Source organism: Labrys okinawensis (genome assembly GCF_002982075.1).
GTDB lineage: Bacteria > Pseudomonadota > Alphaproteobacteria > Rhizobiales > Labraceae > Labrys > Labrys okinawensis_A.
This window is the reverse complement of record NZ_PUEJ01000016.1, coordinates 69,968-93,598: the sequence shown is the minus strand read 5'-3', so window position 1 is coordinate 93,598 and position 23,631 is coordinate 69,968. Positions and strand designations below refer to the sequence as shown.

The 23,631-nt window shown below is 67.0% G+C and carries 22 protein-coding genes; 15 read left to right on the top strand and 7 right to left on the bottom strand.

Annotated features, from left to right (window positions below; translation table 11 throughout):
* Window positions 1-28: 28 nt before the first annotated feature.
* Together C5L14_RS28975 and C5L14_RS30880 are read right to left on the bottom strand one after the other, a co-directional pair.
* Window positions 29-1,729, bottom strand: a complete 1,701-nt coding sequence (locus C5L14_RS28975; RefSeq protein WP_245443640.1) for an SDR family oxidoreductase — start codon at window positions 1,727-1,729, stop codon at window positions 29-31.
* Between the two features lie 282 nt (window positions 1,730-2,011).
* A complete protein-coding gene (locus C5L14_RS30880; protein ID WP_281062591.1) occupies window positions 2,012-2,140 on the bottom strand; it encodes a hypothetical protein in 129 nt (42 codons plus the stop codon).
* A 17-nt stretch (window positions 2,141-2,157) separates the two neighbouring features.
* Here C5L14_RS30880 and trpS point away from each other — a divergent pair, with 17 nt between their 5' ends.
* From trpS to recF, 5 genes are all read left to right on the top strand, one after another.
* Window positions 2,158-3,198: a tryptophan--tRNA ligase gene (gene trpS / locus C5L14_RS28970; RefSeq protein ID WP_105865536.1), complete on the top strand. Its 1,041-nt coding sequence runs from the start codon at window positions 2,158-2,160 to the stop codon at window positions 3,196-3,198.
* Window positions 3,199-3,389: 191 nt separating this feature from the next.
* Window positions 3,390-4,010 carry a glutathione S-transferase family protein gene (locus tag C5L14_RS28965; protein ID WP_105865535.1) on the top strand — a complete coding sequence of 207 codons (621 nt, stop codon included), beginning with the start codon at window positions 3,390-3,392 and terminating at the stop codon, window positions 4,008-4,010.
* A 73-nt stretch (window positions 4,011-4,083) separates the two neighbouring features.
* Window positions 4,084-4,281 (top strand): hypothetical protein, encoded by a 198-nt coding sequence (locus C5L14_RS28960; protein WP_105865534.1) that lies wholly within the window; start codon window positions 4,084-4,086, stop codon window positions 4,279-4,281.
* 197 nt (window positions 4,282-4,478) lie between these two features.
* Window positions 4,479-5,597: a DNA polymerase III subunit beta gene (gene dnaN, locus C5L14_RS28955; RefSeq protein WP_105865533.1), complete on the top strand. Its 1,119-nt coding sequence runs from the start codon at window positions 4,479-4,481 to the stop codon at window positions 5,595-5,597.
* A gap of 223 nt (window positions 5,598-5,820) precedes the next feature.
* Window positions 5,821-6,945 (top strand): DNA replication/repair protein RecF, encoded by a 1,125-nt coding sequence (gene recF / locus C5L14_RS28950; RefSeq protein WP_105865532.1) that lies wholly within the window; start codon window positions 5,821-5,823, stop codon window positions 6,943-6,945.
* A gap of 94 nt (window positions 6,946-7,039) precedes the next feature.
* On the opposite strand, the gene C5L14_RS28945 is transcribed toward recF, so the two are convergent.
* Window positions 7,040-8,254 (bottom strand): ROK family transcriptional regulator, encoded by a 1,215-nt coding sequence (locus C5L14_RS28945; protein WP_105865531.1) that lies wholly within the window; start codon window positions 8,252-8,254, stop codon window positions 7,040-7,042.
* 282 nt (window positions 8,255-8,536) lie between these two features.
* Here C5L14_RS28945 and C5L14_RS28940 point away from each other — a divergent pair, with 282 nt between their 5' ends.
* The 5 genes from C5L14_RS28940 to C5L14_RS28920 all read left to right on the top strand — a co-directional run bounded on the left by C5L14_RS28940 (window position 8,537) and on the right by C5L14_RS28920 (window position 13,600).
* Window positions 8,537-9,781 (top strand): extracellular solute-binding protein, encoded by a 1,245-nt coding sequence (locus C5L14_RS28940; protein WP_105865530.1) that lies wholly within the window; start codon window positions 8,537-8,539, stop codon window positions 9,779-9,781.
* A gap of 172 nt (window positions 9,782-9,953) precedes the next feature.
* A complete protein-coding gene (locus tag C5L14_RS28935) occupies window positions 9,954-10,835 on the top strand; it encodes a carbohydrate ABC transporter permease (protein WP_428832670.1) in 882 nt (293 codons plus the stop codon).
* On the top strand, window positions 10,835-11,686 hold the full coding sequence (locus tag C5L14_RS28930) for a carbohydrate ABC transporter permease (protein ID WP_428832669.1): 852 nt from the start codon (window positions 10,835-10,837) through the stop codon (window positions 11,684-11,686). The genes C5L14_RS28935 and C5L14_RS28930 overlap by 1 nt, the downstream gene beginning before the upstream one ends.
* A 4-nt stretch (window positions 11,687-11,690) precedes the next feature.
* Entirely contained in the window at window positions 11,691-12,707 is a 1,017-nt protein-coding gene (locus C5L14_RS28925) for an SIS domain-containing protein (RefSeq protein WP_105865527.1), read from the top strand.
* Window positions 12,704-13,600 (top strand): carbohydrate kinase family protein, encoded by an 897-nt coding sequence (locus C5L14_RS28920; protein ID WP_105865526.1) that lies wholly within the window; start codon window positions 12,704-12,706, stop codon window positions 13,598-13,600. The genes C5L14_RS28925 and C5L14_RS28920 overlap by 4 nt, the downstream gene beginning before the upstream one ends.
* Before the next feature lie 312 nt (window positions 13,601-13,912).
* On the opposite strand, the gene C5L14_RS28915 is transcribed toward C5L14_RS28920, so the two are convergent.
* The 3 genes from C5L14_RS28915 to C5L14_RS28905 form a co-directional block, all read right to left on the bottom strand.
* A complete protein-coding gene (locus C5L14_RS28915) occupies window positions 13,913-15,301 on the bottom strand; it encodes an aspartate aminotransferase family protein (RefSeq protein WP_105865525.1) in 1,389 nt (462 codons plus the stop codon).
* Window positions 15,302-15,451: 150 nt separating this feature from the next.
* Window positions 15,452-15,931 carry an OsmC family protein gene (locus C5L14_RS28910; RefSeq protein ID WP_105865524.1) on the bottom strand — a complete coding sequence of 160 codons (480 nt, stop codon included), beginning with the start codon at window positions 15,929-15,931 and terminating at the stop codon, window positions 15,452-15,454.
* Window positions 15,932-16,007: 76 nt separating this feature from the next.
* Entirely contained in the window at window positions 16,008-16,907 is a 900-nt protein-coding gene (locus tag C5L14_RS28905; RefSeq protein WP_105865523.1) for a LysR substrate-binding domain-containing protein, read from the bottom strand.
* A 103-nt stretch (window positions 16,908-17,010) separates the two neighbouring features.
* On the opposite strand from C5L14_RS28905, the gene C5L14_RS28900 reads away from it, so the two are divergent.
* The gene (locus C5L14_RS28900) at window positions 17,011-17,727 is read left to right on the top strand and encodes a glutathione S-transferase family protein (RefSeq protein ID WP_105865522.1); all 717 of its coding nucleotides are present in this window, start codon (window positions 17,011-17,013) and stop codon (window positions 17,725-17,727) included.
* A 101-nt stretch (window positions 17,728-17,828) separates the two neighbouring features.
* Here C5L14_RS28900 and cobD read toward each other — a convergent pair whose 3' ends face one another.
* A complete protein-coding gene (gene cobD / locus C5L14_RS28895; RefSeq protein ID WP_105865521.1) occupies window positions 17,829-18,842 on the bottom strand; it encodes a threonine-phosphate decarboxylase CobD in 1,014 nt (337 codons plus the stop codon).
* Between the two features lie 79 nt (window positions 18,843-18,921).
* Here cobD and C5L14_RS28890 point away from each other — a divergent pair, with 79 nt between their 5' ends.
* From C5L14_RS28890 to C5L14_RS28875, 4 genes are all read left to right on the top strand, one after another.
* A complete protein-coding gene (locus tag C5L14_RS28890) occupies window positions 18,922-20,145 on the top strand; it encodes an acyl-CoA dehydrogenase (protein ID WP_105865560.1) in 1,224 nt (407 codons plus the stop codon).
* A gap of 184 nt (window positions 20,146-20,329) precedes the next feature.
* Window positions 20,330-21,661: an 8-oxoguanine deaminase gene (locus tag C5L14_RS28885; RefSeq protein WP_105865520.1), complete on the top strand. Its 1,332-nt coding sequence runs from the start codon at window positions 20,330-20,332 to the stop codon at window positions 21,659-21,661.
* A 94-nt stretch (window positions 21,662-21,755) separates the two neighbouring features.
* Window positions 21,756-22,565 carry a M15 family metallopeptidase gene (locus C5L14_RS28880; protein WP_181161376.1) on the top strand — a complete coding sequence of 270 codons (810 nt, stop codon included), beginning with the start codon at window positions 21,756-21,758 and terminating at the stop codon, window positions 22,563-22,565.
* Window positions 22,562-23,359: an alpha/beta fold hydrolase gene (locus C5L14_RS28875; protein WP_181161375.1), complete on the top strand. Its 798-nt coding sequence runs from the start codon at window positions 22,562-22,564 to the stop codon at window positions 23,357-23,359. The genes C5L14_RS28880 and C5L14_RS28875 overlap by 4 nt, the downstream gene beginning before the upstream one ends.
* The last annotated feature ends 272 nt before the right edge of the window (window positions 23,360-23,631 follow it).

Genomic DNA, 23,631 nt, shown 5'->3' with positions numbered 1-23,631 from the left:
TGAACTGTATTGCCGTCGGAGACCGCGCTCAGTTCCGGGGTTCGGAGACCAGCCAGCCCTTGTAGCGCACGATCAGGCCGAGCAGGGGATGGGCGATCTCGACATGAAAGTTGAAGCGCCCATCCTCGGCGCTCTCGAAACTGTCGCCAGAGGGAGCCAGGAACCGGGGCAGCCTCAGGCCGAGGAAGCGCCAGTTGCGCACGACGAGCTTCAGCCTGCCGTCCTCGACCAGGAGGGCCAGCGCGAAGCTCAGCAGGCCGAAACGTTCGTCGACCAGATAGGCGTTGCGGCCGCGCCCGGCGGTCTGGACCGAGCGGAAGCGGCGCCCGGCAAATTCCCGGGTCCAGACCTCCCGTCCGTCCTCGATCTCGAACGTTACGCGCACCGGAACATCCGTGCCGGCCTCGGGGAAGCCGACGAGGGCGCCGACCAGCCGCGACAACAACCCCTTGCCGCGCTCTACGCTGGCGCGGCCGCTGACGACGTGGCCCGCTTCATGCCGGTGCAGGGCCTGGATGGCCGGCGGCAGGTCCTGGTAGGCCGAGCCCAGGATGCGCGGGTAAAGCGGCAGGCTCGCCTCGGCGGCGAGGTCGCGCGTGCCATGGGCGAAGGGACGGCCGGCAAAGACGCGATCATAGTCGGCCAGGGTGAGGGCGCCAGCCGCCGAGCGGGCGCCCGGCTCCGGCCTGGTGCCATCGAGGCGCTGGCGGATCAGGGCCTCGATCGCCATGGCCGGAATATAGGGGCCGTCGTCGCCCTCGGCCGTGAGATGCCAGCCGCGGGCCAGCTTCTCGCCGCGATGCCCCGCGCCCTCGACCTCGACGACCATGCCGCCGCGATGAGAGCCCCAGCGCAGGATGCGGCCTGCCCGGAGGAACAGGCCGGCGAGCGGCGCGAGGGAGGGCAGGATTTTCCAGCGCACCAGCAGGCTCAGCCCGATCAGGCAGTGGTGCAGGATCTCCGGACGCGGGCCGGCGCCGACCCAGACCGAGCGCAGGCCCGGCCACAGATCGGCGAGCAGCAGGAGATCGGGCACCTCCACCAGGGAGAACAGCGTGTTGGGCAGCGGCAGCTTTCCCGGCGGCGCGATGGTGAAGCGGCAGGTTTCGGTGAGCGGATGCACGAGCAGGGTCTGCCCGCGCCGCCGGGCAGGCACGGCCTGACCGGCATATCCGGCGATCGCCCTGAGCACGTTCTCGCCGACGATCGCATGTGGCGAGGGAGCGATGCCGGCGCGGATGGCATCGATGCGCGAGAAGGCGCCGGCAAGGTGCCTGACGACCGCGGCGGTAAGCACGGGAAAACTGCTGACGCCGGACAGGATGGCGACGCCGCGCTGCCGGGCCGCCGCGTCGAGGCCGGTAACGCCGCGCACGAAGGCCGCCCCATCCGAGAAGTCGAAATAATCGGCGCCATGGGCGATCGCGGCCTCGATCAGGCGATAGGGCTGCTTGCCATAGTCCTGGAAGGGGCCGCTGGCATCGACGATGACGTCCGGCTTCAGGGCGCGCAATTGCGGCTCGAGGGGCTGGTCGCGGTCGAACTCGGCCGGGAACAGGCGGGCCCGCACGGGACGGCTGGCGCAGAAGAATTCGGCCTTGGCCAGAGAGCGTCCGGCGATGATGAGGGTGAGGCGGGGCTCGTCCGCCAGCAATTCCGCCAGCCGTCCGCCGAAAATGCCGTAGCCGCCGACGATCAGCACGCGCAGGGAGGGGGAAGATGCAGTCACGGCGAGGCTCCAGCTCCGCATGCGTACAGGGCCTGGACGGAGCCGGCAAGTTGGAGCCTTGCACCAGTGCCGGGGCGGGCTGTGCCATCGGGTGAAAGGAAAATGTCATCCCGTGCACACTGCGCCGCAAAGTGGCGCGGCCCTTTTCTGCCTGCGGACCCGCCTCTGCGGCGCAGCATTACAGGCCGCACCGCGTCCGGGATGACCGGAACGCTTTCACCCGATCGCCCAGCCGTTCCTGCCGCCCGCACTTGCGTCTTGCGCCAGCGCCCGCCATAAGCGCTAGCCGAGGCACGATTTTCCGGTGAGGCCCGCGGCGGGCTTGGCCGGAAAATCGTGCACGTTTTCGATATCTTGCAGCTTGTTCTCGATCGCGCCGGTGGCTCGATCGAGAACAAGCTGCCTGGACAATATGGAATCCTCCAGCCATGACGAAGTTCGTGGAACGCGTCTTTTCGGGCGTTCAGCCGACCGGCAACCTGCATCTGGGCAATTATCTCGGCGCGATCCAGCGTTTCGTCGAGATGCAGAAGAGCCATCAATGCATCTATTGCGTGGTGGATCAGCACGCCATCACGCTCTGGCAGGATCCCAAGAGCCTGGCGAGCGCCATTCGCGAGGTCACCGCCGCCTTCCTGGCCGCCGGCATCGACCCGAAGGCCCATATCGTCTTCAACCAGAGCCAGGTGGCCGAGCATGCCGAGCTGGCCTGGGTGTTCAACTGCGTGGCGCGCATGGGCTGGCTCAATCGCATGACCCAGTTCAAGGAGAAGGCCGGCAAGGACAAGGAGGCGGCCTCGGTGGGCCTGTTCGCCTATCCCACCCTGATGGCCGCCGACATCCTGGTCTACCGCGCCACCCACGTGCCCGTCGGCGAGGATCAGAAGCAGCATCTGGAGCTTGCCCGCGACATCGCGGCGAAATTCAACAATGATTTCGGCGATTCCATCGCGGCCAACGGCTTCAATGGCGGATTCTTCCCGCTGCCCGAGCCCCTGATCCAGGGGGCGGCGACCCGCGTGATGAGCCTGCGCGACGGGTCCAAGAAGATGTCGAAATCCGACCCTTCCGACCTCTCGCGCATCAACATGACCGACGATGCCGACACCATCGCCGCCAAGATCCGCAAGGCGCGCACCGATCCCGAGCCGCTGCCGAGCGAGGAGGAGGGGCTGAAGGGCCGCCCCGAGGCGGACAATTTGGTCTCGATCTTCGCGGCCCTTGCGGGGCGTACGGTGGCTGAGGTTCTCGCCGAGTTCGGCGGCGGCCAGTTCTCGACCTTCAAGACGGCGCTTGCCGATCTCACCGTCGCGAAGATCTCGCCGATCACCGCCGAGATGAAGCGCCTGATGGCCGATCCCGGCCATATCGACGCGGTGCTGGCCGAGGGCTCGGACCGGGCGCGGGCGATCGCCGCCCCGATCATGGCCTCGGTGAAGGACATTGTGGGCTTCATCCGGGCGAAGTGAGGCGGCGTCAGGGAAGGACCGAACCTCGTTCGGAAATAACTCAAGCGCTTGCTTTGTCATGCCCGGGCTTGACCCGGGCATCCAGGGGGCCCGTCTTTGATGTATGGCGGGAAGAGCTGGATTGCCGGGTCAAGCCCGGCAATGACAAAGGTCGGGCGGGTGAACCTCAACGCTCTGTGGAAGGAACCGACATGCTGAAGATCTGGGGCCGCACCAATTCCTCCAATGTGAAGAAGGTGCTCTGGTGCGCCGAGGAACTCGGGCTCGACTATGAGCGCATCGATGCAGGCGGCGCTTTCGGCGTGGTCAACGATCCCGCTTATCGCGCGCTCAATCCCAACGGGCTGGTGCCCTGCATCGAGGATGACGGCTTCGTGCTGTGGGAATCCAATGCCGTCGTGCGTTATCTGGCCGAGGGCGACCCCGAGCGCCGGCTGGTGCCGTCCTCGCGCCAGGACAAGGCGTCGGCCGAGCGCTGGATGGACTGGACGACCTCGACCATCGCCGGTCCCTTCCGCGACGTGTTCTGGAACGTCGTGCGCCGGACCGCCCAGGACCGGGTCGAGACCGAGCTCTCCCGCGGGCTCGACAGCTGCGGCCGCCTGCTGGCGATCGCCGACAAGGCGCTGGCCGGCCAGGCCTATCTGTCGGGCGAAAAATTCGGCATCGGCGACATCCCGCTCGGCTGCCTCGCCTATGGCTGGTTCAACATGCCGATCGAGCGGCCGGACCTGCCCCATCTCGCAGCCTGGTACGAACGCCTGACCGAGCGCCCGGCCTATCGCCGGGCTGTGATGATCCCTCTGACCTGACGAACGGGAACATCCGGGCCGACATTCGCGTTACCGAGCCGACCATTGTCATGGTCGCTCGGAGAAGGTGTGCATGCTGTCTGGTGTGATCTCGCTGCTGATCGGTATCGTCGTCATAGGTCTCGTCTGCTGGGTGTTGATGTATGTGATCGACCGCCTGCCCGTGGATGGGCGCTTCAAGCAGATCCTGCGTATTCTCATCATCCTCATCGCGGTGCTCGCCATCCTCCAACGCGTCGTGGTGCTGATGGAGCCCGTTCCGACATTGTGAGGAACGGCTGCCCGGTGAAAGCGGCTTGCCCGGGCCCGGCATCGCGATCGGGCGCAAACCCGACATGTTCGGGAAAACCCTGAAAAAGCTGCGGGATGGCTTGCCTTTCGCCAAAGCAAATTGCATGGTCTTCGCCCTTTTTCCACCGCTCGCGGCAGCTCGGTCCGCTTGCGGGTCGTTATGCCAGGACGCATTCCATGAAGGTTACGCTCGAACGGACTGCCCTTCTCAAATCGCTGGGCCACGTCCACCGCGTCGTCGAGCGGCGCAACACCATCCCGATCCTGTCCAACGTGCTGATCCAGGCCCAGGGCGCCAGCCTGCTGTTGAAAGCGACCGATCTCGATCTGGAGGTGGTGGAGTCCTCTCCTGCCGACGTCACCATGGACGGTGGCACCACGGTGCCGGCGCATACCCTCTACGACATCGTCCGCAAGCTCCCGGACGGCGCCCAGGTCTCGCTGGAGGGGGGCGGCGAGGCAACCCAGCTGATCGTGCGTTCCGGCCGCTCGCGCTTCACCCTGCAGACGCTGCCGCCTTCGGATTTCCCGGATCTGGCGGCGGGCGAGTTCCCGCATAATTTCCAGCTCAAGGCCGCCGATCTGCGCAAGCTCATCGAGAAGACGCAGTTCGCGATCTCCACCGAAGAGACACGCTATTATCTCAACGGCATCTATCTGCACACGCTGGATGTCGAGGGCGAAACCCGCATCCGCGCCGTGGCCACGGACGGCCATCGCCTCGCCCGCGTCGAGCTGCCGGCGCCCGAAGGCTCCAGCGGCATGCCCGGCGTGATCCTGCCGCGCAAGGCGGTCGGCGAGATCCAGAAGCTGATGGAAGATGCCGAGGCCATCGTCTCGGTCGAACTGTCCCAGGCCAAGGTCCGCTTCACCATCGGCCCGGTGGTGCTGACTTCCAAGCTGATCGACGGCACCTTCCCCGATTATGCCCGCGTCATCCCTGTCGGCAACGACAAGGCGCTCACCGTCGAGCGCGCCGACTTCACCGCCGCCGTCGACCGCGTCTCGACCATCTCCTCCGAGCGCGGCCGCGCCGTGAAGCTGTCGCTGGCCGACAGGCGCCTCGTCCTCACCGTCACCAACCCCGATTCCGGCACGGCGACCGAGGAGATCGAGGTCGACTACGACGCTGCCCCGCTCGATATCGGCTTCAACTCGCGCTATCTGCTCGACATCGCGGCGCAGCTCGACGGCGATACCGCCTTGCTGAAATTCGCCGATCCGGGCTCGCCCACCCTGGTGCAGGACCGCGAAGGCGCCGCCGCTCTCTATGTGCTGATGCCGATGCGGGTGTAAGCCGCGACTTGCCTTCTCCGTCCAGCGGGGAAGGTGCGGGTAACTCGCGGCGTCTGCCCTGCAGGCGATGGCGCTCGAAATGCGGTGTGCCGATCTCCAGATCGGCATCTGCCATGTTGGCGAGCACGGCGGTTGCAACAATGCCGATCTGGAGATCGGCACACCTGTTTCACGCTTGTCCCCGCAAAGTTAGCGCCGGGAGCAGGACGTCCGCGCTCCAAGAATGATCTCGCCCCGCATCACCCGCCTGATCCTCACCTCCTTCCGCTCCTATCCGCGGCTCGATCTTGCCGTGGATGCCGGCATGGTGGTGCTCACCGGCCAGAACGGCGCCGGCAAGACCAATGTGCTCGAGGCCATCTCGCTGTTCACCCAGGGCAAGGGCCTGCGCCGGGCGGATCTGGAGGACATGGCCAGCGAGGATGGGCCCGGCAGCTTTGCCGTTGCCGCCGAGGTGGAGGGCGCGCTCGGCCCGGCGCAGCTCGGCACCGGGCTGGAGGGCCCCCAGAGCGGCCCGCGCAAATACCGCGTCGACCGCCAGCCGGTTTCCTCCGCCGCCAGCTTTGCCGATCACCTGCGCCTGGTGTGGCTGACGCCCTCGATGGACGGGCTGTTCTCCGGCTCCGCCGGGGAGCGGCGGCGTTTCCTCGACCGGCTGGTGCTGGCGGTCGATGCCGGCCACGGCACCCGCGTCAATGCGCTCGAACGCGCGCTGCGCTCGCGCAACCGCCTGCTGGAGGATCCCCGCGCCGACCAGCGCTGGCTGGACGCCGCCGAGCATGAAGTCGCCGATCTCGCCATCGCGGTGGCGGCCTCGCGCGCCGATACGGTGCGCCGTCTCGCCGGCCTGATCGAGGAGGAGATCGATCCCGCCTCGCCCTTCCCCCATGCGCGCATCGCCCTCGACGGCGCCATCGAGAACGCCGTGCTGGACGAGCCGGCGCTGGCCGTGGAGGAGCGCTATCGCCAGACCCTGCGTGAGGGGCGCCCACGGGATCGTGCCGCCGGCCGCACGCTCGACGGGCCGCATCTGACCGATCTTCTCGTCGTGCACGGTCCGAAGGGCATCGCGGCCGAGCGTGCCTCCACCGGCGAGCAGAAGGCCCTGCTGCTCGGCCTGGTGCTGGCGCATGCCAGGCTGGTCGCCCGTCTCGCCGGCATGACGCCGATCGTCCTGCTCGACGAGGTTGCCGCCCATCTCGACCCGATGCGCCGCGCCGCCCTCTATGGCCGGCTCGAGAGCTTCGGCGCGCAGGTCTGGCTGACCGGGGCCGACCCCTCCGCCTTCGAGGCGATCGCCGGCCGGGCCGCGGTCTATCGGGTGACGCCGGGCCGGGTCGAGGGCTAGTCCTGCCGTCATTGCGAGCGCAGCGAAGCAATCCAGAGCTGGAGAATGCGGCGCTTGCGGTGCCTGGATTGCTTCGCTGCGCTCGCAATGACGCTCAATGCTTCAGCAGCACGTCGAAGCGGGGATTGATCTCGTCGAAGATCGGCAGCGAGGCGGCGCCCAGCACGACGGTATGATGCCCCACCGAGCCGGCCATCAGCCGGGGGAGGCGGCGGCCGCTGCGCGAGCCCACCGACATCGGCAGCGGCTCGGCCTTCTCGATCAGGCTGGCCAATACGCCGGCCGGGGCCAGCCCGCCGAGCAGGATCGTCTCGGGATCTAGGGTCGATTCCAGGATGTTGACAGCCCCGGCCAGATAGGGGGCAGCGTCCGCTACCCAGCGTTCGACGGGCGCGGATGGCGCGCCGTCCAGTTCGGACAGGGCCGGAGCGCCGGGCTGATCGGCGAGGAATTCCTGAGCGGCGCTCAGGGAGAGGTAGCGTTCCAGGCAGCCGCGATTGCCGCAGGGGCAGGGCTTGCCGTTGGGCGCCACGATCATGTGGCCGATCTCGCCGGCATTGAGCGAGGCGCCGCGCCAGGGCTGTCCGCCGAGGAAGACGCCCGCGCCGAGCCCCTCGTCGAGGAACAGGAAGACGAAACTGTCGATCGCGCGGGCGACGCCGTGCAGCCGCTCGCCGATCGCCGCCGCCATGGCATCGTTCTCGATCTGCACGGGCTGGGCGAGAGCCTCGGCGATATGCTGCCTGGCATCGGGATCGTCCCAGCCGGGCAGGGTGGTCGGGCCGGCGGTGGTGATGGCGCCGACCCCGAACCGCACGGGCAGGGCGACCCCGGCGCCGAGCAGGCGCGAGGCGGGAATGCCGGCCTCAGCGGTCAGCTCGTCGGCGAGCCGCCGCAGGGCCGGCGCCGCGCTGTGGGGCGAGGGGCGCTGGGCCGGGATCTCACGGATGGCGACAGGCTTGCCGGTGAGGTCGACCAGGGCCGCGATGATGGCGCTGTGATCGACATGAAAGCCGAGCGACCAGGCACCCTCGGGATTGATGGCATAGGGAATGGAAGGCTGGCCCCGTCCCTCGCGCTTGGGCTCGCCGGCGAGGAGAAAGCCGGCCTGTTCCAGTTCCTCGACGATGTTGGAGATCGTCTGGTTGGTCAGAGCGGTCTCCCGGGCGATCTCGGCGCGCGAGACCGGCCCCAGCCTGCGCACCGTGTCGAGCACCACGCGCCGGTTGTGGGAGCGGGTGAATTCGAGATTGGTTCCCGCGACGCTTCGGCCCGGTTGGAGCGCCCTGTTGCTCTCGCGCCCTGCCATGTCCACTCACTCCCCAGAGCAAAGCGCGTCCGGATGAGAACGCTCATTTGCTCTAACTCTTTGGTTCGGCGCGTTTTTGCGATTCTGGGTGTTTCCGTCAAATCGCAAAAGGCTTCCCGATTTCATCGGCGACTATGGCAGCATGTTTACATTCAAACAAATTGAGTTAATAATTTTTCCGGGCGCAGAAATGGTCGGGAGCCATCGAGAACTCTCAGCGCCTTTGAACCATGCAGGGCGGCCACCGGCTGCCGATCGAATTGCAAGCGGGAGATGATTGCAATGTCTGGAATTCACAAGGCCGTCCTGGCCGGAGTGGCGATGACGGCCCTGGCAGGATTGTCGCCGGCAGGGGCCGAAACGCTCAATGCCCTGTTCATGGCGCAGGCCGCCTATAGCGACGCCGACGTCAAGGCGATGACGGCGGCCTTCGAGAAGGAAAATCCCGGCGTCACCGTCAACGCCGAATTCGTGCCCTACGAGGCCCTCTACGACAAGATCGTCGCTTCCAAGGCCGCCGGCGGCGCCGGCTATGACGTCGTGCTCTACGACGTGATCTGGCCGGCCGCCTTCGCGCAGAACGGCGTCCTGCTCGATGTCACCGACCGGTTGAAGGATCTCGATCGCTCCAAGGTGTTCGACGGCGCCTGGGCCACCGTGAACTATGACGGCAAGACCTATGGCATGCCGTGGATCCTCGACACCAAATATCTGTTCTACAACACCGAGATCCTTCAGAAGGCCGGCATCGCCGAGCCGCCCAAGACCTGGGACGAACTGGCCAAGGACGCCAAGATCATCAAGGACAAGGGACTGGTGCAATATCCCATCGTCTGGAGTTGGTCGCAGGCGGAAGCCGTGATTTGCGATTATGTCACCCTGACGGCGGCCTATGGCGGCACCTTCTTCGACGGGGACAAGCCGGCCTTCGACAAGGGCGGCTCGCTCGATGCGGTCACCTACATGGCCGACAGCCTCAAGAACGGCCTCTCCAACCCCAATTCCAAGGAATATCTGGAGGAGGACGTCCGCAAGGTGTTCTCGGCGGGCGACGCGGCCTTCGCGCTCAACTGGACCTATATGTATGCCAAGGCCAATGATCCGGCCGAGAGCAAGGTGGTCGGCAAGGTCGGCGTGGTGCCGGCTCCCGGCGTCGAGGGCAAGAGCAAGGCGTCGGGCGTGAACGGCTCGATGGCGCTCGGCATCACGGCCGGCTCCTCCAAGCCGGATCTCGCCTGGAAATACATCGCCTATCTCACCTCCAAGCCGGTGCAGGACCAGTATGCCAAGCTCAGCCTGCCGATCTGGAAGGCGTCCTATACCGATCCCGCCGTCACCAAGGGGCAGGAAGCCCTGGTCAAGGCCGCCGATGTCTCCATCGGCCTGATGACGCCGCGCCCCACGGTCGCTTCCTACCAGGAGCTTTCCACCATCCTGCAGGCGCAGATCCAGAACGCACTGGCCGGCAAGGCTTCCCCCGCCGACGCGCTGGCGGAAGCGGCCAAGCAGGCGGCGCGCATCCGCTGAGATCTTTACCCTTCCCTGGAGGGGAGGGTCGACGCACAGCGTCGGGGTGGGGTGACTTCTTTAAGAGTGGCAGCCTCTCTCGTCTCGGCCTGCGTATTTTCACCCCACCCCGGCCTTTCAGGCCGACCCTCCCCCTGCAGGGGAGGGTATAGTGGAAGGAATCTGCCTGATGATGAGCGGCCGTGTCGGCATGCCCTCACCATGGCTTCTGCTCGGCCCGATGCTGGTCATCGTGTTCGCGGCGGTCGGCTATCCCATCCTGATGACCCTGTGGCTGGCCTTCACCGATACCCGCCTGATGGCGGGGCCGGGGGCGGCGCATTTCGTCGGGCTGGAGAACTTCGCCTATGCCTTCAGCGATTCCGAATTCCTCGCCGCAGCGGGGCGGACGATCTATTTCACCCTGGTCTCGATCAGCGCCTCGGCGCTGCTCGGCGTCGGCGTGGCGCTGCTGCTCAACGAGAAATTTTACGGCCGCACCTTCTGCCGGGCCCTGCTGGTGCTGCCCTGGGCGGTGCCCACCATCGTCAATGCCCTGATGTGGCGGCTGATCTACCAGCCCGATTTCGGCGTGCTCAACGCGGTGCTGACCCAGAGCGGGCTGATGGAGAGCTATCGCAGCTGGCTCGGCAGCGAAGGCAGTGCCATGAATGCGGTGATCCTGGCCGATGTCTGGAAGAACTATCCGCTGGTGGCGCTGATCGTGCTGGCCGCGCTGCAATCGGCGCCGCTGGAACTCTATGGCGCCGCCACGCTGGACGGTGCCAATGCCTGGCAGCGCTTCAAGGCCGTGACCTGGCCGGTGATCGCGCCGCCCCTCCTGGTGGCGCTGGTGCTGCGCTCGATCGAGGCGCTGAAAGTCTTCGATATCTTCTATGTGATGACCCGGGGCGGGCCGGCGAGCTCGACCAAGACCATGAGCTTCTTCGTCTATGAAGAATCCTTCCGCTTCATGCGGGTGGGATCGGGCGCCTCCTACGCCCTCATCGTGGTGCTGATCTGCATGGTCTTCGTCGGCTTCTATGTCCGGCTGATGCGCAGGCAGGAGGCCTGATCATGCAACGCAGCGCTGTAGCGACCTTCTTCCTTTATTGCGGCGTCGGCCTCTTCCTGGTGGTGACGCTGGCGCCGGTGCTCTGGCTCGCCGTGATGAGCATCTCGCTGCCCTCCGACCTCACCACCAAGCCCCTGTCTCTCATTCCGCGCCATCTCGATTTCAGCCGTTATGCCCGCCTGCTCACCTTCGAGGCCAACAGCCCGGGCGAGGCCTTCCTGATGGCGCTGCGCAACAGCCTCGCGAGTTCGCTCGGCGCGACGGCCCTGTCGCTGCTGGTGGCGGTGCCGGCGGGCTGGGCCTTTTCGCGCTACCGCAATCGCGGCGTCTCGGCGGTGCTCTATGGCGTGCTCGCCACCTATATGACGCCCGCCGTGGCGCTGATCCTGCCGCTCTATTTCCTCTTGTCGATGCTCGGGCTGCTCAACAATGTGTTCGGCCTGATCCTGGTCTATTGCTCGATCCTGACGCCCTTCACCGCCTGGTTCATCAAATCCTCCTTCGACGCGGTGCCGGGCGAACTCGAAAGCGCGGCGGCGATCGACGGCGCTTCGACGCTGCAGACCCTGTGGTGGGTCACGCTGCCCTATGCCCGGGCCGGTGTCGCCACGGCGGCCCTGTTCGCCATCCTGCTCGCCTGGGACGAGTTCTTCTACGCCCTGCTCTTCACCTCGAACCAGAACGCCAAGACGCTTACCGTCACCATCGCCGATTTCGCCGCCGGCCGCGCCACGGATTTCGGCCTGGTCTCGGCCGCGGGCCTGCTGACGGCGCTGCCGCCGGTCCTGATCGCCTTCATCCTGCAAAAGTCACTGGTTGCCGGCCTGACGGCCGGCAGCGTCAAGGGTTGATATCATGAGCACAATCGTGCCGGGCGCGGGCCTGGCGATGATCGAGGCCGAAATGGCCCGCCAGCATGAAGACGCGCTGGTTTCCTTTCACGGCGCCGGACCGATGGCGGCGCGGCTGGCGGAGAGCATCCGCCGCACCGGGCGGCTGACGCTCGCCGCCATGGGCGGCTCGCACTGGGTCAACCGGGCGGCGGCCGTGCTCTATCGCCGGCTCGGCATCGAGGTCGAGACGGAGGTGGTCTCCGAGCTCCTGATCACGCCGCAGCCCGACCGCGAGCGCACCGTGCTGCTGGTCTCGCAATCCGGCAATTCGGGTGAGATCGTCGCCTTTCTCGAACGGCCCGCCGGCCGGCAGGAACGCTTCGGCCTCACCCTCGACGCCGGTAGCGCGCTCGGCCGGGGCGTGCCTGCCCTCGTCGGCGTCGGCGGGCCGGAAAAGGCCTTCGCCGCCACCCGCAGCCTCCTGGTCAGCCATGCGCTGCACCTCGCCGTGCTCGCCGCCCTGGGCCTGCCGCCGGGACGGGCGCTTGCCGTGCTCGGCGCGCCCGCCCGGCCCGATCTCGGCGAGGCCCTGTCCGCTCTCGCCGCCTGCACCTCGCTGATCCTCAGCGGCCGGGCCGAGCTGCAGGGCGTGGCCGAATCCGGGGCGCTCTGCGTGATGGAGCTCGCCCGCCTGCCGGCCCTGGCGCTGGAGGGCGGCCAGTTGCGGCATGGCCCGATGGAGATGCTGTCGCCGGCGAGCGGCATCGTGCTGCTGCGCGCCGCCGGTCCCTCCGCCGGCCTGGCGCCGGGGCTGGTCGCCGCCTGCCGCGCCGCCGGATCGCCGGTAGTCGTGTTCGATCTCTCCGGCGAAGCCGATATCGCCGACGCCGTTACCATCCGCCTGCCGCGGGAGGAGGGCATGGCGGCCATCTTCGCGGTGCTGCCGGCGCTGCAGTCCTTCCTGGTGACCTTCGCGGCCGGCCGGGTCGATCATGTCGGCGAGCCCCTGCGCTCGACCAAGGTGACGACGGAACTATGAAGGAGCCGCTCTATCTGATCGGCAACGTCAATGTCGATCTGGTGATGGGCCCGCAGGCGCCCTGGCCGCAGCCGGGCACGGAAGTGATCGTGCCCGAAAGCGAATTCCGCGTCGGCGGCGCCGCCGGCAACACGGCGCTGGCACTCGATGCGCTCGGCGTCGACTATCGGCTGATCACCAGCCGCGGCAACGACATGCTGGGCCGCTGGCTGGCCGAGCCTTTCGGGGCGCGGGCCGAAGGCTGGACGGTGGCCGAGGGGGCGACCACGGTGTCGGTCGGCATCGGCCATCCCGACGGGGACCGCACCTTCTTCACCACGTCGGGCCATCTGCATGCCTTCGGGCTCGAGGACGTACTGGCGCAGCTCGACCAGGCGGGGGAGGGCTGCGTGGCCCTGCTGGTCGGCCCCTTCGTGATTCCGGCCCTGCTCGCCGATTATGACGAACTGATCGCCATCCTGAGGCGCCGGAACTACCGCGTCGCCCTCGATACGGGCTGGCCTGACGGCGGCTGGACGCCCGGGGTGCGCGCGCGGGTGAACGCCTGGATCGGCCATTGCGAGCATGTCCTGATCAACGACATCGAGGCCAAGGGACTGACCGGCGCCGACACGGTCGAGGCGGCTGCCGAGATGATCCGGCCGCTGCTGCCCGCCGGTGCCAGCCTGGTGATCAAATGCGGGCCCAGGGGCGCCCTGGCCTGGCGCGGGGACGAGCATGTCGCGGTCCCGGCGCCGAAGGTCAAGGTCGTCGATACGATCGGGGCCGGCGATACCTTCTCGGCGGGCTATTTCGCCAGCCTGGCCAAGAGCGACGATCTAGAGAGGGCGGTGGCGAATGGCGTGGCGGTCGCCTCGCTGGCAGTCTCGACGCGGCCGCGGCGGTATCGGTGAGGGCAGTGCCACCACCCCTCATCCGGCTGCCGCCACCTTCTCCCGCAAGGGGAGAAGGGGACTTATTGGACTTGGGATGCGGTACTCGGCACCGGGCAGTTAAGCTCGATCTAACCCACTAAAACTCCTTCTCCCCTTGCGGGTATCGTCAACTCTCTTGAGTTGACGATAGCGTCTTTGCGATTCTGGGTGACTCCGTCAAATCGCAAAGACGCGTTAAAACAAAGAGTTAGAGCAAATAAGCGTTCAGTCATGAACGCGCTTTGCTCTAGAGGTCCCGGCAGGGGGGATGAGGGGTGACTTCTCACCCCCTCACACATAACCCCGGCGCTTCACCTCGGCCCAGCTGTCGTCGAGCGTCTTCTTGGCGGCGGCGATCAGGGCGTCGACTTCCTCATGGCTGATCACCAGCGGCGGGGCGATGATCAGCGTGTCGCGGGTGGCGCGCATGACCAGGCCGTTCTGGAAGGAAAAGTCGCGGGCGATCAGGCCGACCGTGCCCGTCTCCACCGGCCAGGAGGCGCGGGTCTTCTTGTTCGGCGTCAATTCGAGGGCGCCGATCAGGCCGACCATGCGGGCTTCGCCGACCATGGGATGGTCGCCCAGCGCGAGCCACTGCTTCTGCATATAGGGGCCGATATCGCTCTTCACGCGCTCGACGATCTTCTCGTCACGCAGGATCTTGATGTTGGCGATCGCCGCCGCCGCGCAGGCCGGATGGCCCGAATAGGTGTAGCCGTGGTTGAAGTCGCCGGCATTGGCGATCACCTCGGCCACCTTCTCCGTCACCATCACGCCGCCGATCGGCAGATAGCCGGAGGAGATGCCCTTGGCCATCGCCATGATGTCGGGCTGGACGCCGAAATATTCGCAGCCGAACCATTCGCCGGTGCGCCCGAAGCCGCAGATCACCTCGTCGGAGACCAAAAGGATGTCGCGCTCGCGGCAGATGCGCTGGATTTCCGGCCAATAGGTCGCGGGCGGAATCACCACCGCCCCGGCGCCCTGGATCGGCTCGGCGATGAAGGCGGCGATGGTGTCGGCGCCGAGCTCGTCGATGGTGCGCTCGAGCTCACGCGCTGCCCACAGGCCGAACTCCTCGGGGCTGCGGTCGCCGCCCTCGGCATACCAATAGGGCTGGGCGATATGGACGATGCCGGGGATCGGCAGGCCGCCCTGGGCGTGCATCGGGGTCATGCCGCCGAGCGAGGCGCCGCCGATGGTCGAGCCGTGATAGCCGTTCTTGCGGGCGATGATGGTCGATTTGCCGGGCTTGTCCTGGGCCGCCCAGTAATGGCGCACCATGCGGATGATCGTGTCGTTGGATTCGGAGCCCGAACCGGTGAAGAACACCCGGCTGAACTGCGGCGGCGTCACTTCCGCCAGCAGGCGCGACAGCTCGATGGCCGGCAGATGGGTGGTCTTGAAGAAGGTGTTGTAGAAGGGCAGTTCGCGCATCTGCTGCGCCACGACCTCGACGATCTCCTCGCGGCCATAGCCGACATTGACGTTCCACAGCCCCGACATGCCGTCGATGATTTGGTTGCCCTCCGAATCCCACAGATGCACGCCCTTGGCCTTGACGATGACGCGCGCACCCTCGGCGTTCAGGCCCTTCGTGTCGGTGAAGGGATGCAAATGATGCGCGGCATCGATCGCACGCAGTTCCGCGGTGGTGAGGTTGGTCTGGTGCAAGGTCATGATGCGTGCTTTCCCGAAAAATGTGATCTCAATTTTGTGATCACAAATTCAGGAAGTCAAGGGAGATACGCCATTATGGGGCATGGGCGGAGGCGGACGTCCCGTCCCTCCATCGTCCCATCGACCGGCACGCCCAAAAAGAAAAACGCTCTATGCGCCCGCCAGGACGATCTCTGCCTCATGCTCCACCGGAAAATTCACCGAGCGGGCGATGAAGCACATCTCATGCGCCTTCTTGTGCAGATCATGTGCTTTCTGCAGATCGGTGCCGGCGGCGACCACGATGTGCGGGCGCAGGGTGACCTTCTCGAACTGGCCGGCGCCGCCCGCCACCTCGAGCATCACGCCCTCGGCCTCGTCCTCGTAGGAGAGCACGCTGACGCCCATCTGCGAGCACAGGCCGAGATACCACAGCTTGTGGCAGGCCGAGAGCGAGGCGACCAGCAGGTCTTCGGGGTTCCAGCGCGTGGCGTCGCCGCGAAAGCTCGGGTCTGACGAGCCTTCGATGGTCGGCTTGCCTTCGGCCAGGATCTGATGAGCGCGGCTATAGCCGCGATAGGTCGAGGTGCCCTCGCCCTCATTGCCGGTCCACACGACCGTGACCTTGTAGCGGTGTTCGCGCCCTGCCATGCCTTCCTCCTTGCCTCGTTGTGGGCGGGAGGATGCCCTTTTGCCGGGCTGGTTCGCAAGGCGGCGGAATTGTGCGTCACTCGCCCGCGCCGGCCGGCCGCAGGGAGCCGGCCAGGAAGTCGACCACGGCGCGCACGGCCGGCAATTGCCCGCGCCGATGGGTGGTCAGCACCGTGGTGGTGACCTCGCCCGCCTGCCATTCCGGCAGCACGGGCACGACCAGGCCGGCGGCCACCGCCGCCGCGCTGATCGAGCGAGGCAAGGCGGTGATGCCGAGCCCGGCCTTGGCCGCCTCCAGCAGGGCGACGGATTCGTCGGCGAAGAAGCGCGGGCGGGGCGTGACTTCCGCCGTCTGATGGCCTGCCGACAATTTCCAGCCCGGAGCCCGGGGCTGGGCGAGGAGGCCGTCATGGCCGGCGAGATCCCCCGGCGTAGCCGGCGTGCCGTTGACGGCGAGATAGGCGGGGGCCGCGACCAGGCCGAACGCCTCGCGGTGCACAGGCCTGGCCATCAGGTCGGAATCGGGCAGGGGGCTGAAATGGCTCCTGAGCGCGATGTCGAAGCCTTCCTGGATGAGATCGACGAAACGGTCGGTGACATGGAGTTGGATCTGCAGCTTGGGCAGGGCCGCCGCGAGCCTGGGCAGTTGGGCGGCGAGCTGGAACTGCGCGGCGGGTACCGAGGCGGTGATGCGGACGGTGCCGCTCGGTTCCGCCCGCCGGGCCAGCACGGCGCTTTCGGCCGCCTCGACCTCGATCATCGCCGCGCGCGCATGCTCGAACACCTCCCGGCCGGCATCGGTCAGCACGAAGCTGCGCGAGGTACGGTTCAGGAGGCGGGCGCCGAGCCGTGCCTCCAGTTCGGCCACGCGCTTGCTCACCGTCGATTTCGGCACGCCCAGGCGCCGGGCGGCGGCGGCAAAGCTGCCCTGTTCGACGGCTTGGGCAAAGAGGACGAAATCGTTGAGATTCGACAATCAAAGTCTCCAATCATGGACTTTAGATCCATGATTGGCAGTCTACAGCTTCAAAGTCCATGCCGGCATATTGTCTCCGTCGATTTGACAGGAGATTATGACAATGGAACCGATCCTCTTCGCTGGTTATCCCGCTGGCAGCTCCCTCGGCCTCGTCGCCGCCTTCGAGTGGCTCGGCAGGCCCTATCGCGCGACCCGGGTCCACATGCCTGACGCCATGCTGACCGAGGCCTACGCCAGGGTGAACGGCCGCCAGGAAACGCCGGTGCTGCTCCGAGAGGATGGCAGCGTGCTGACCGAGACCATGGCGATCGCCCGCTGGCTCGAACTGCGCGACGAAGACCACCGCATCAGCTTTCCCGCCGGCAGCGCCGAGGCGCATCGCATGCACCAGTTCATCGGCTTCCTGAACACCGGCTTCACCGGAGCCTTCACGCCGCTCTGGGTGGCGCTGGAAATGCAGGATGGCAGCGAGGATTACAGGCAGGCGCTGCGGACCTTCGGTCGCGGCCTGGTTGCCCACCGCCATCGTCAGCTCGAGGCGATGATCGGCGGTGCGCCCTATCTGATCGGTGACCGGCCGAGCCTGGCCGATGCGGTCTTTGTCGGCGTGGCGCGCTGGGCCGAGTTCCATCAGGCACTCGATCTCACGCCCTTCCCGAAGATCCAGGCGCTGAAGGCCAGGCTGGAGGCCGATCCGGCCGTGCGCTTCGCCCATGCCATCGAGGACGGCGTTCCCGCCACCGGCTGCGGCGCCATGCGCGGCCTGCTGCCGCTGGAGGAGGTGTTGGGTGAGATAGGCGCCAGGCTCGCGGCTTGAGGCAGTCGTTCCCGGGATAGCCGGCACCCCTGCCGGCTCTTGGAAACACGTCGCTTGCAGGAAGGAAGAGCCGGCTGGATGCCGGCGGTCCCGGGAATGCCTTACATCGCCCGCGTGCCGTTCTTGTGATAACGGGCAAGCACCGCGCGCAGCCGCGCTTCGGCTTCCGCATGGGGAGGCAGGCCGAAGCGCAACCAGCGCGGATTGGCGGAAAAGCGGCGCACCCAGATGCCGGCCTGGCCGAGCTGGCGGAACAGCGCCGGGGCGTGGGCGGTCTGCAGCAGCCGGTAGAGATCGGTGCCGCCGATCACGGCGCCGGCCTTGGCGAGGTCCTCGTCGAGAGTCTGACGCGCCGTGCGCAGCGAGGTGCGCGTACCGTTCTGCCAGAGGATGTCGGCGAGCGCGGCCCGGCCGATGGCGATGGCCTCGCCCGAAACCGCCCAGGGGCCCATGGCCTGGCGCAATTTGCCGGTGAGCGAAGGTTCGGCCAGCACGAAACCGAGCCGGATGCCGGCGAGGCCGAAGAATTTGCCGAAGGAACGCAGCATGACCAGGCCCTGCGTGCCGGCCATGGCGGCCAGGCTGACCTGCGGCATCACGTCGGCAAAGGCCTCGTCGATGATGAGGGCGCCGCCCCTGGCATATTTTTCGGCGGCGAGCGCCAGCAATTCCTCGCGGCCGAAGAAATTGCCGTCGGGATTGTTCGGGTTGACGAGAACCGCGATCTCGGAGCCGGCCAGGTCCTCGAAGCGGCGGGCCTCGCGCACATGATGGCCGCCCAGCGCCCAGCTGCGGGCATGTTCGGCATAGGTCGGCCCCAATACGCTCACCGTGCCGGCCGCGAACAGATGCGGCAGCCACTGGATGGCGGCCTGGGTGCCCGGCGTCGCAACGACGCAGGCATCGAAGGGCACGCCATAGCATTGCGCCGCGACGGCCTCCAGTTCGCGCGCCTCGTCCGGGGAGGGCAGGGCAGCCCAGGATTCGGCCGGAATCGCCGGAATCGGATAGGGCCAGGGGTTGATGCCGGTGGAAAGATCGATCCAGGGCCCGGAGGCCTGCGGGAAGAGGCGACGTGCCTCGCCGAGATTGCCGCCATGCTCCACTGCGCTCATTCGCCTGCCACTCTTGTCTTGACGCCCGCAACCAGCGCGACCAATGTCGCGCCAAATTTGTTCAATGGAGGGTATGGCCATGGTGGACGCGGCGATCAAGCTTCATGACGCCAGCGACGCGATCAAAAAGGCGAGCGACGCCTTCGACTGGTCGGATCCGCTCGATCTGGAATCGCTGTTGACGGAAGAAGAGCGGCTGGTCCGCGACACAGCCCGCGACTACGCGCAGGACAGACTGATGCCGCGCGTGCTCAAGGCCTATCGAGACGAGGATTTCGACCGCGCCATCATGTCCGAGATGGGCGAACTCGGCCTGCTCGGCGCCACGATTCCGGAAACCTATGGCGGCGCCGGCCTCGGCCATGTCGCCTATGGGCTGGTGGCTCGCGAGGTGGAGCGGGTTGATTCGGGCTATCGCTCGGCTATGTCGGTGCAGTCCTCGCTGGTGATGCACCCGATCCATGCCTATGGCAGCGAGGAGCAGCGCAAGAAATACCTGCCCAAGCTCGCCCGCGGCGAACTCGTCGGCTGCTTTGGCCTCACCGAGCCCGATGCCGGCTCCGATCCGGGCTCGATGAAGACCCGTGCGGTCAAGGTCGCCGGCGGCTATCAGCTCGACGGCACCAAGATGTGGATCACCAATTCGCCGATCGCCGACATCGCGGTGGTCTGGGCCAAGCTGGACGGCGTCATCCGCGGCTTCATCGTCGAGCGCGGCACCAAGGGGTTCTCCACGCCCAAGATCGAGGGCAAGCTCTCGCTGCGCGCCTCGATCACCGGCGAGATCGTGCTCGAGGGCGCCGTGGTGCCGGAAGAGAATTTGCTGCCGAACGCGAAAGGCCTGTCCGGGCCGTTCGGCTGCCTCAACAAAGCACGCTACGGCATCGCCTGGGGCGCCATGGGCGCGGCCGAGTTCTGCTGGCATCGCGCCCGCCAATACACGCTCGACCGCAAGCAGTTCGGCCGGCCCCTGGCGGCGACGCAGCTCGTGCAGAAGAAGCTCGCCGACATGCAGACCGAGATCGCCCTCGGCCTGCTCGGCGCGCTGCAGCTCGGCCGCCTGCTCGACGCCCACACCGCGGCGCCGCCGGCGATCAGCCTGATGAAGCGCAATAATTGCGGCAAGGCACTCGACATCGCCCGTGTCGCCCGCGACATGCATGGCGGCAACGGCATCGCCGACGAGTTCCACGTCCTGCGCGTGGCGCAGAACCTGGAGACGGTGAACACCTATGAGGGCACGCATGACGTGCACGCCCTCATCCTCGGCCGCGCCCAGACCGGCATCCAGGCGTTCTTCTGATTTTTCCGGGTGCGCGGGCGTCTCGCCCGTTCTTGCTGCTCCGACATCAGCGGTTCAAGAACGGGCGAGGCGCCCGCGCACCCGGAAGATCTGCGCGAAACATCTTCCAATTTAATACCGCTTGGCCTCGCCTGCCGGGCGCGCTCTTATGCGCGCAATCGATCTCAGCATCCGAGGAAACCTCATGCGCCTGTGGCTGAAGGATCCGCTCGCCATTCTCGCCGAGGGCGCCGAGCGCGGCATCGTCGTCGAGGGCAGCCGCATCGTCGAGCTGGTGCCGGCCGGGCGCGAGCCGGCCTCGCCCGTCGACAAGGTCTTCGATGCGTCCAGGCATGTCGTGCTGCCGGGCCTGGTCAACACCCATCATCATTTCTACCAGACGCTCACCCGCGCCCATCCCGATGCCTGCGACCAGCCGCTGTTTCCCTGGCTGAAGACGCTCTATCCGATCTGGTCGCGCCTCGATCCCGACAGCTTCCGCCTGTCGGTGCGCCTGGCGCTGGTCGAGCTCCTGATGTCCGGCTGCACCACGGCGGCCGATCATCACTACGTCTTCCCGGAGGGACTCGAAAACGCCGTCGACATCGAAGTCGAGGAAGCCCGCAGGCTCGGCATCCGCATGACGGTGTCGCGCGGATCGATGAACCTGTCGCAGAAGGATGGCGGCCTGCCGCCCGATTCCGTCGTACAGGACGAGGACACCATCCTGGCCGATTGCGAACGGGTGGCGAGCGCCTATCACGACACCAGGCCGGGCGCGATGACGCGCATCGCCTTCTCGCCCTGCTCGCCCTTCTCGGTGACCAGGAGCCTGATGCGCAAGACGGCCGATCTCGCCGAACGCTTCGACTGCCGCCTGCACACCCATCTGGCCGAAACCCATGACGAGGACGATTTCTGCCTCGCCACCTACAAGTGCCGGCCGATCGAGCTCCTCGACGAGGTGGGCTGGATGACCCCGCGCACCTGGCTTGCCCACGGCATCCATTTCACGGCCGACGACTGCACCACATTGGGCCGCCACGGCGTCGGCATCTGCCATTGCCCGACCTCCAACGCCGTGCTCGCTTCCGGCTTCTGCCATACCGGCCTCCTGGAAAAGGCCGGCGCCCCGGTCGGCCTCGGCGTCGACGGCTCTGCCTCCAACGATTCCTCCAACCTGATGGAGGGCGTGCGCCACGCTTTGATGATCAACCGCCTCTCGCATGGCGCCGAGGCCGTCTCCTGGCGCGACTGCCTGCGCTGGGCGAGCGAAGGCTCGGCCCGCTGCCTCGGCCGCGACGACATCGGCGCGATCGCGGCGGGCCTGGAAGCGGACCTGGCGCTCTACACGCTGGACGAATTGCGTTTTTCCGGCGCCCATCATCCCATCGCCGCCCTTGTCCATTGCGGCGCCCATCGCGCCGACCGCGTGATGGTGGCCGGCCAGTGGCGCGTCGAGGACGGCCTGCCGGTGGGGGTGGATCTCGGCGCGCTGCGCGAGGCGCACGGCAAGGTGGCCGCGAAGTTTTTGTGATTTCCGGGAAGCGCCGCGGCTAGGACGTTCGCGGTCCCAGCCGCATCGCTTCCTTTGCCTCGACCTGGGCATGCCGTTCTGCTATCGGCAAGCCATGCCCGACCTCCGCGCCCCTCTCCGTCTCCGTCCCGATCCGGACGGCACGTCCGTCGAATACCGGTGGATTCCCTTCGACCGCGCCGATCCGCGCTGGAACGAGCCGCTGGTCGACCTGGCGGCGGAGGGGCTGCTCACCGAGGCCTGGTATGCCCGCACGGACGGCGGCAACGCGCCCTATTTCATGCCGATCGCGGGCGCGGTGAAGACGGTGGCGGCCCGCGCCAGCGTGGCACGCCTGGTGCGCGAGGCCGATGCCGCCGTCGCTCACCTCGGCCTGCGGCTCAAGGTGCTCGACGCCTACAGGCCGATCGAGACCCAGGCAGGCCTGTGGACCTTCTTCGAACAGCAGGTGGCGGCCGAGCGCCCCGAGCTTTCCGCCGCCGAGCAGGAGGGGATCGTCCGCACCTTCGTCTCCGATCCGCGCCGCTTCGACCGCGAGGACGAGACGACCTGGCCGATCCATTCCACCGGCGGCTCCGTCGACGTCGTGCTGGTGGATGCGGCCAGCGGCGCCATGCTCGACCACGGCGCCGGTTTCGACGAGGCCCATGAGCGCTCCTATACCGATCACTATGAGCGCCTGCTGCAGCGGGGCGAGATCGCCGCCGACGATACGCGCCTGGTCAACCGCCGCATTCTGGTGAATGCGATGGTTAACGTGGGCTTTACCAACTATGCGTACGAATTCTGGCACTTCGATTGGGGAACGCAGGCCCATATCCTGACCTTGCAGGATGAAGGCCAGGCCGGTGCCCCCCAAGCTGCGTGGTATGGAACCACGGATCTGCCGGAAGGACTGCCTTGAACTTCTCCACCTTCAAAGCCAAGGATGCGCCCCACGCCATCGTCTCACTGGGCAAGCCGCTCGAGGTCGGGGTTCCGCACGTCATCTGGGCGCATGGCTGGGGGCAGGATCATCGCGCCTTCCAGGCCCTGGCCGGCTCGCTGGAGCGGGCAGCCCATCATACCCTGATCGATTTTCCCGGTTTCGGCCAGAGCCCGGTGCCGCCCGAGACCGGCCATGCCGGCATCTGGGATACGGCCGACTATGCCGATGCCGTCGCCGAATGGCTCGGGACCCTGCCGCGCGGCCGGCGCATCTGGGTGGGGCACTCCTTCGGCGGGCGCGTCGGCCTGCGCCTGGCAACCCGCCATCCCGATATCCTCGACGGCATGGTGCTGGTGGGCTCGCACGGCCTCAAGCCCATCCGCAGCCTGATGACCCGGCTGAAGATCTTCCTGCGCGTGCGCGCCTTCAAGGCGCTCAAGCTTCTCGAAAAAGTCGGCGTCGATGTCTCGGCCCGCAAGGCCAGGTTCGGTTCGGCCGACTACCGCAATGCCGGCGCCATGCGCCCTGTTTTCGTCAAGGTGATCGGCGAGGACCAGAGCCAGGATATCAAGGCGATCCGCATTCCCGTCCGCATCATCTGCGGCGCCCTCGACGACCAGGCCCCGCCGGAAATGAGCGAACGCATGGGCCGGCTCATCCCGGGCGCCAGCGTCAGCATCCTGCCGGGCCTCGACCACTACACCGTTCTCTCCGATGGCGGTCCCCAGATCGCCCATACGGTTGCCAAACTCCTGGAGGGGGAGGGGTGAAAGCGTGGCTGGAAAGGGCTGTGCGAGACGAGAGCCTAACCGGAGCAGCTGCGAGGTCGATGTCCCCTCGCCCCGCTTGCGGGGAGAGGGTAAGGGTGAGGGGCTGCACAAATTATGGTTATCGAAGCGCTTCGCCACTGCATGGCAACACCATCCGATTCATAGTGGAGAAGGTCGCGCTGCCCCTCACCCTTACCCTCTCCCCGCAAGCGGGGCGAGGGGGGAGCCGGCGTCGCGCTCTTCCATACAATCGCCCCGCCTGTCCCTCTTTG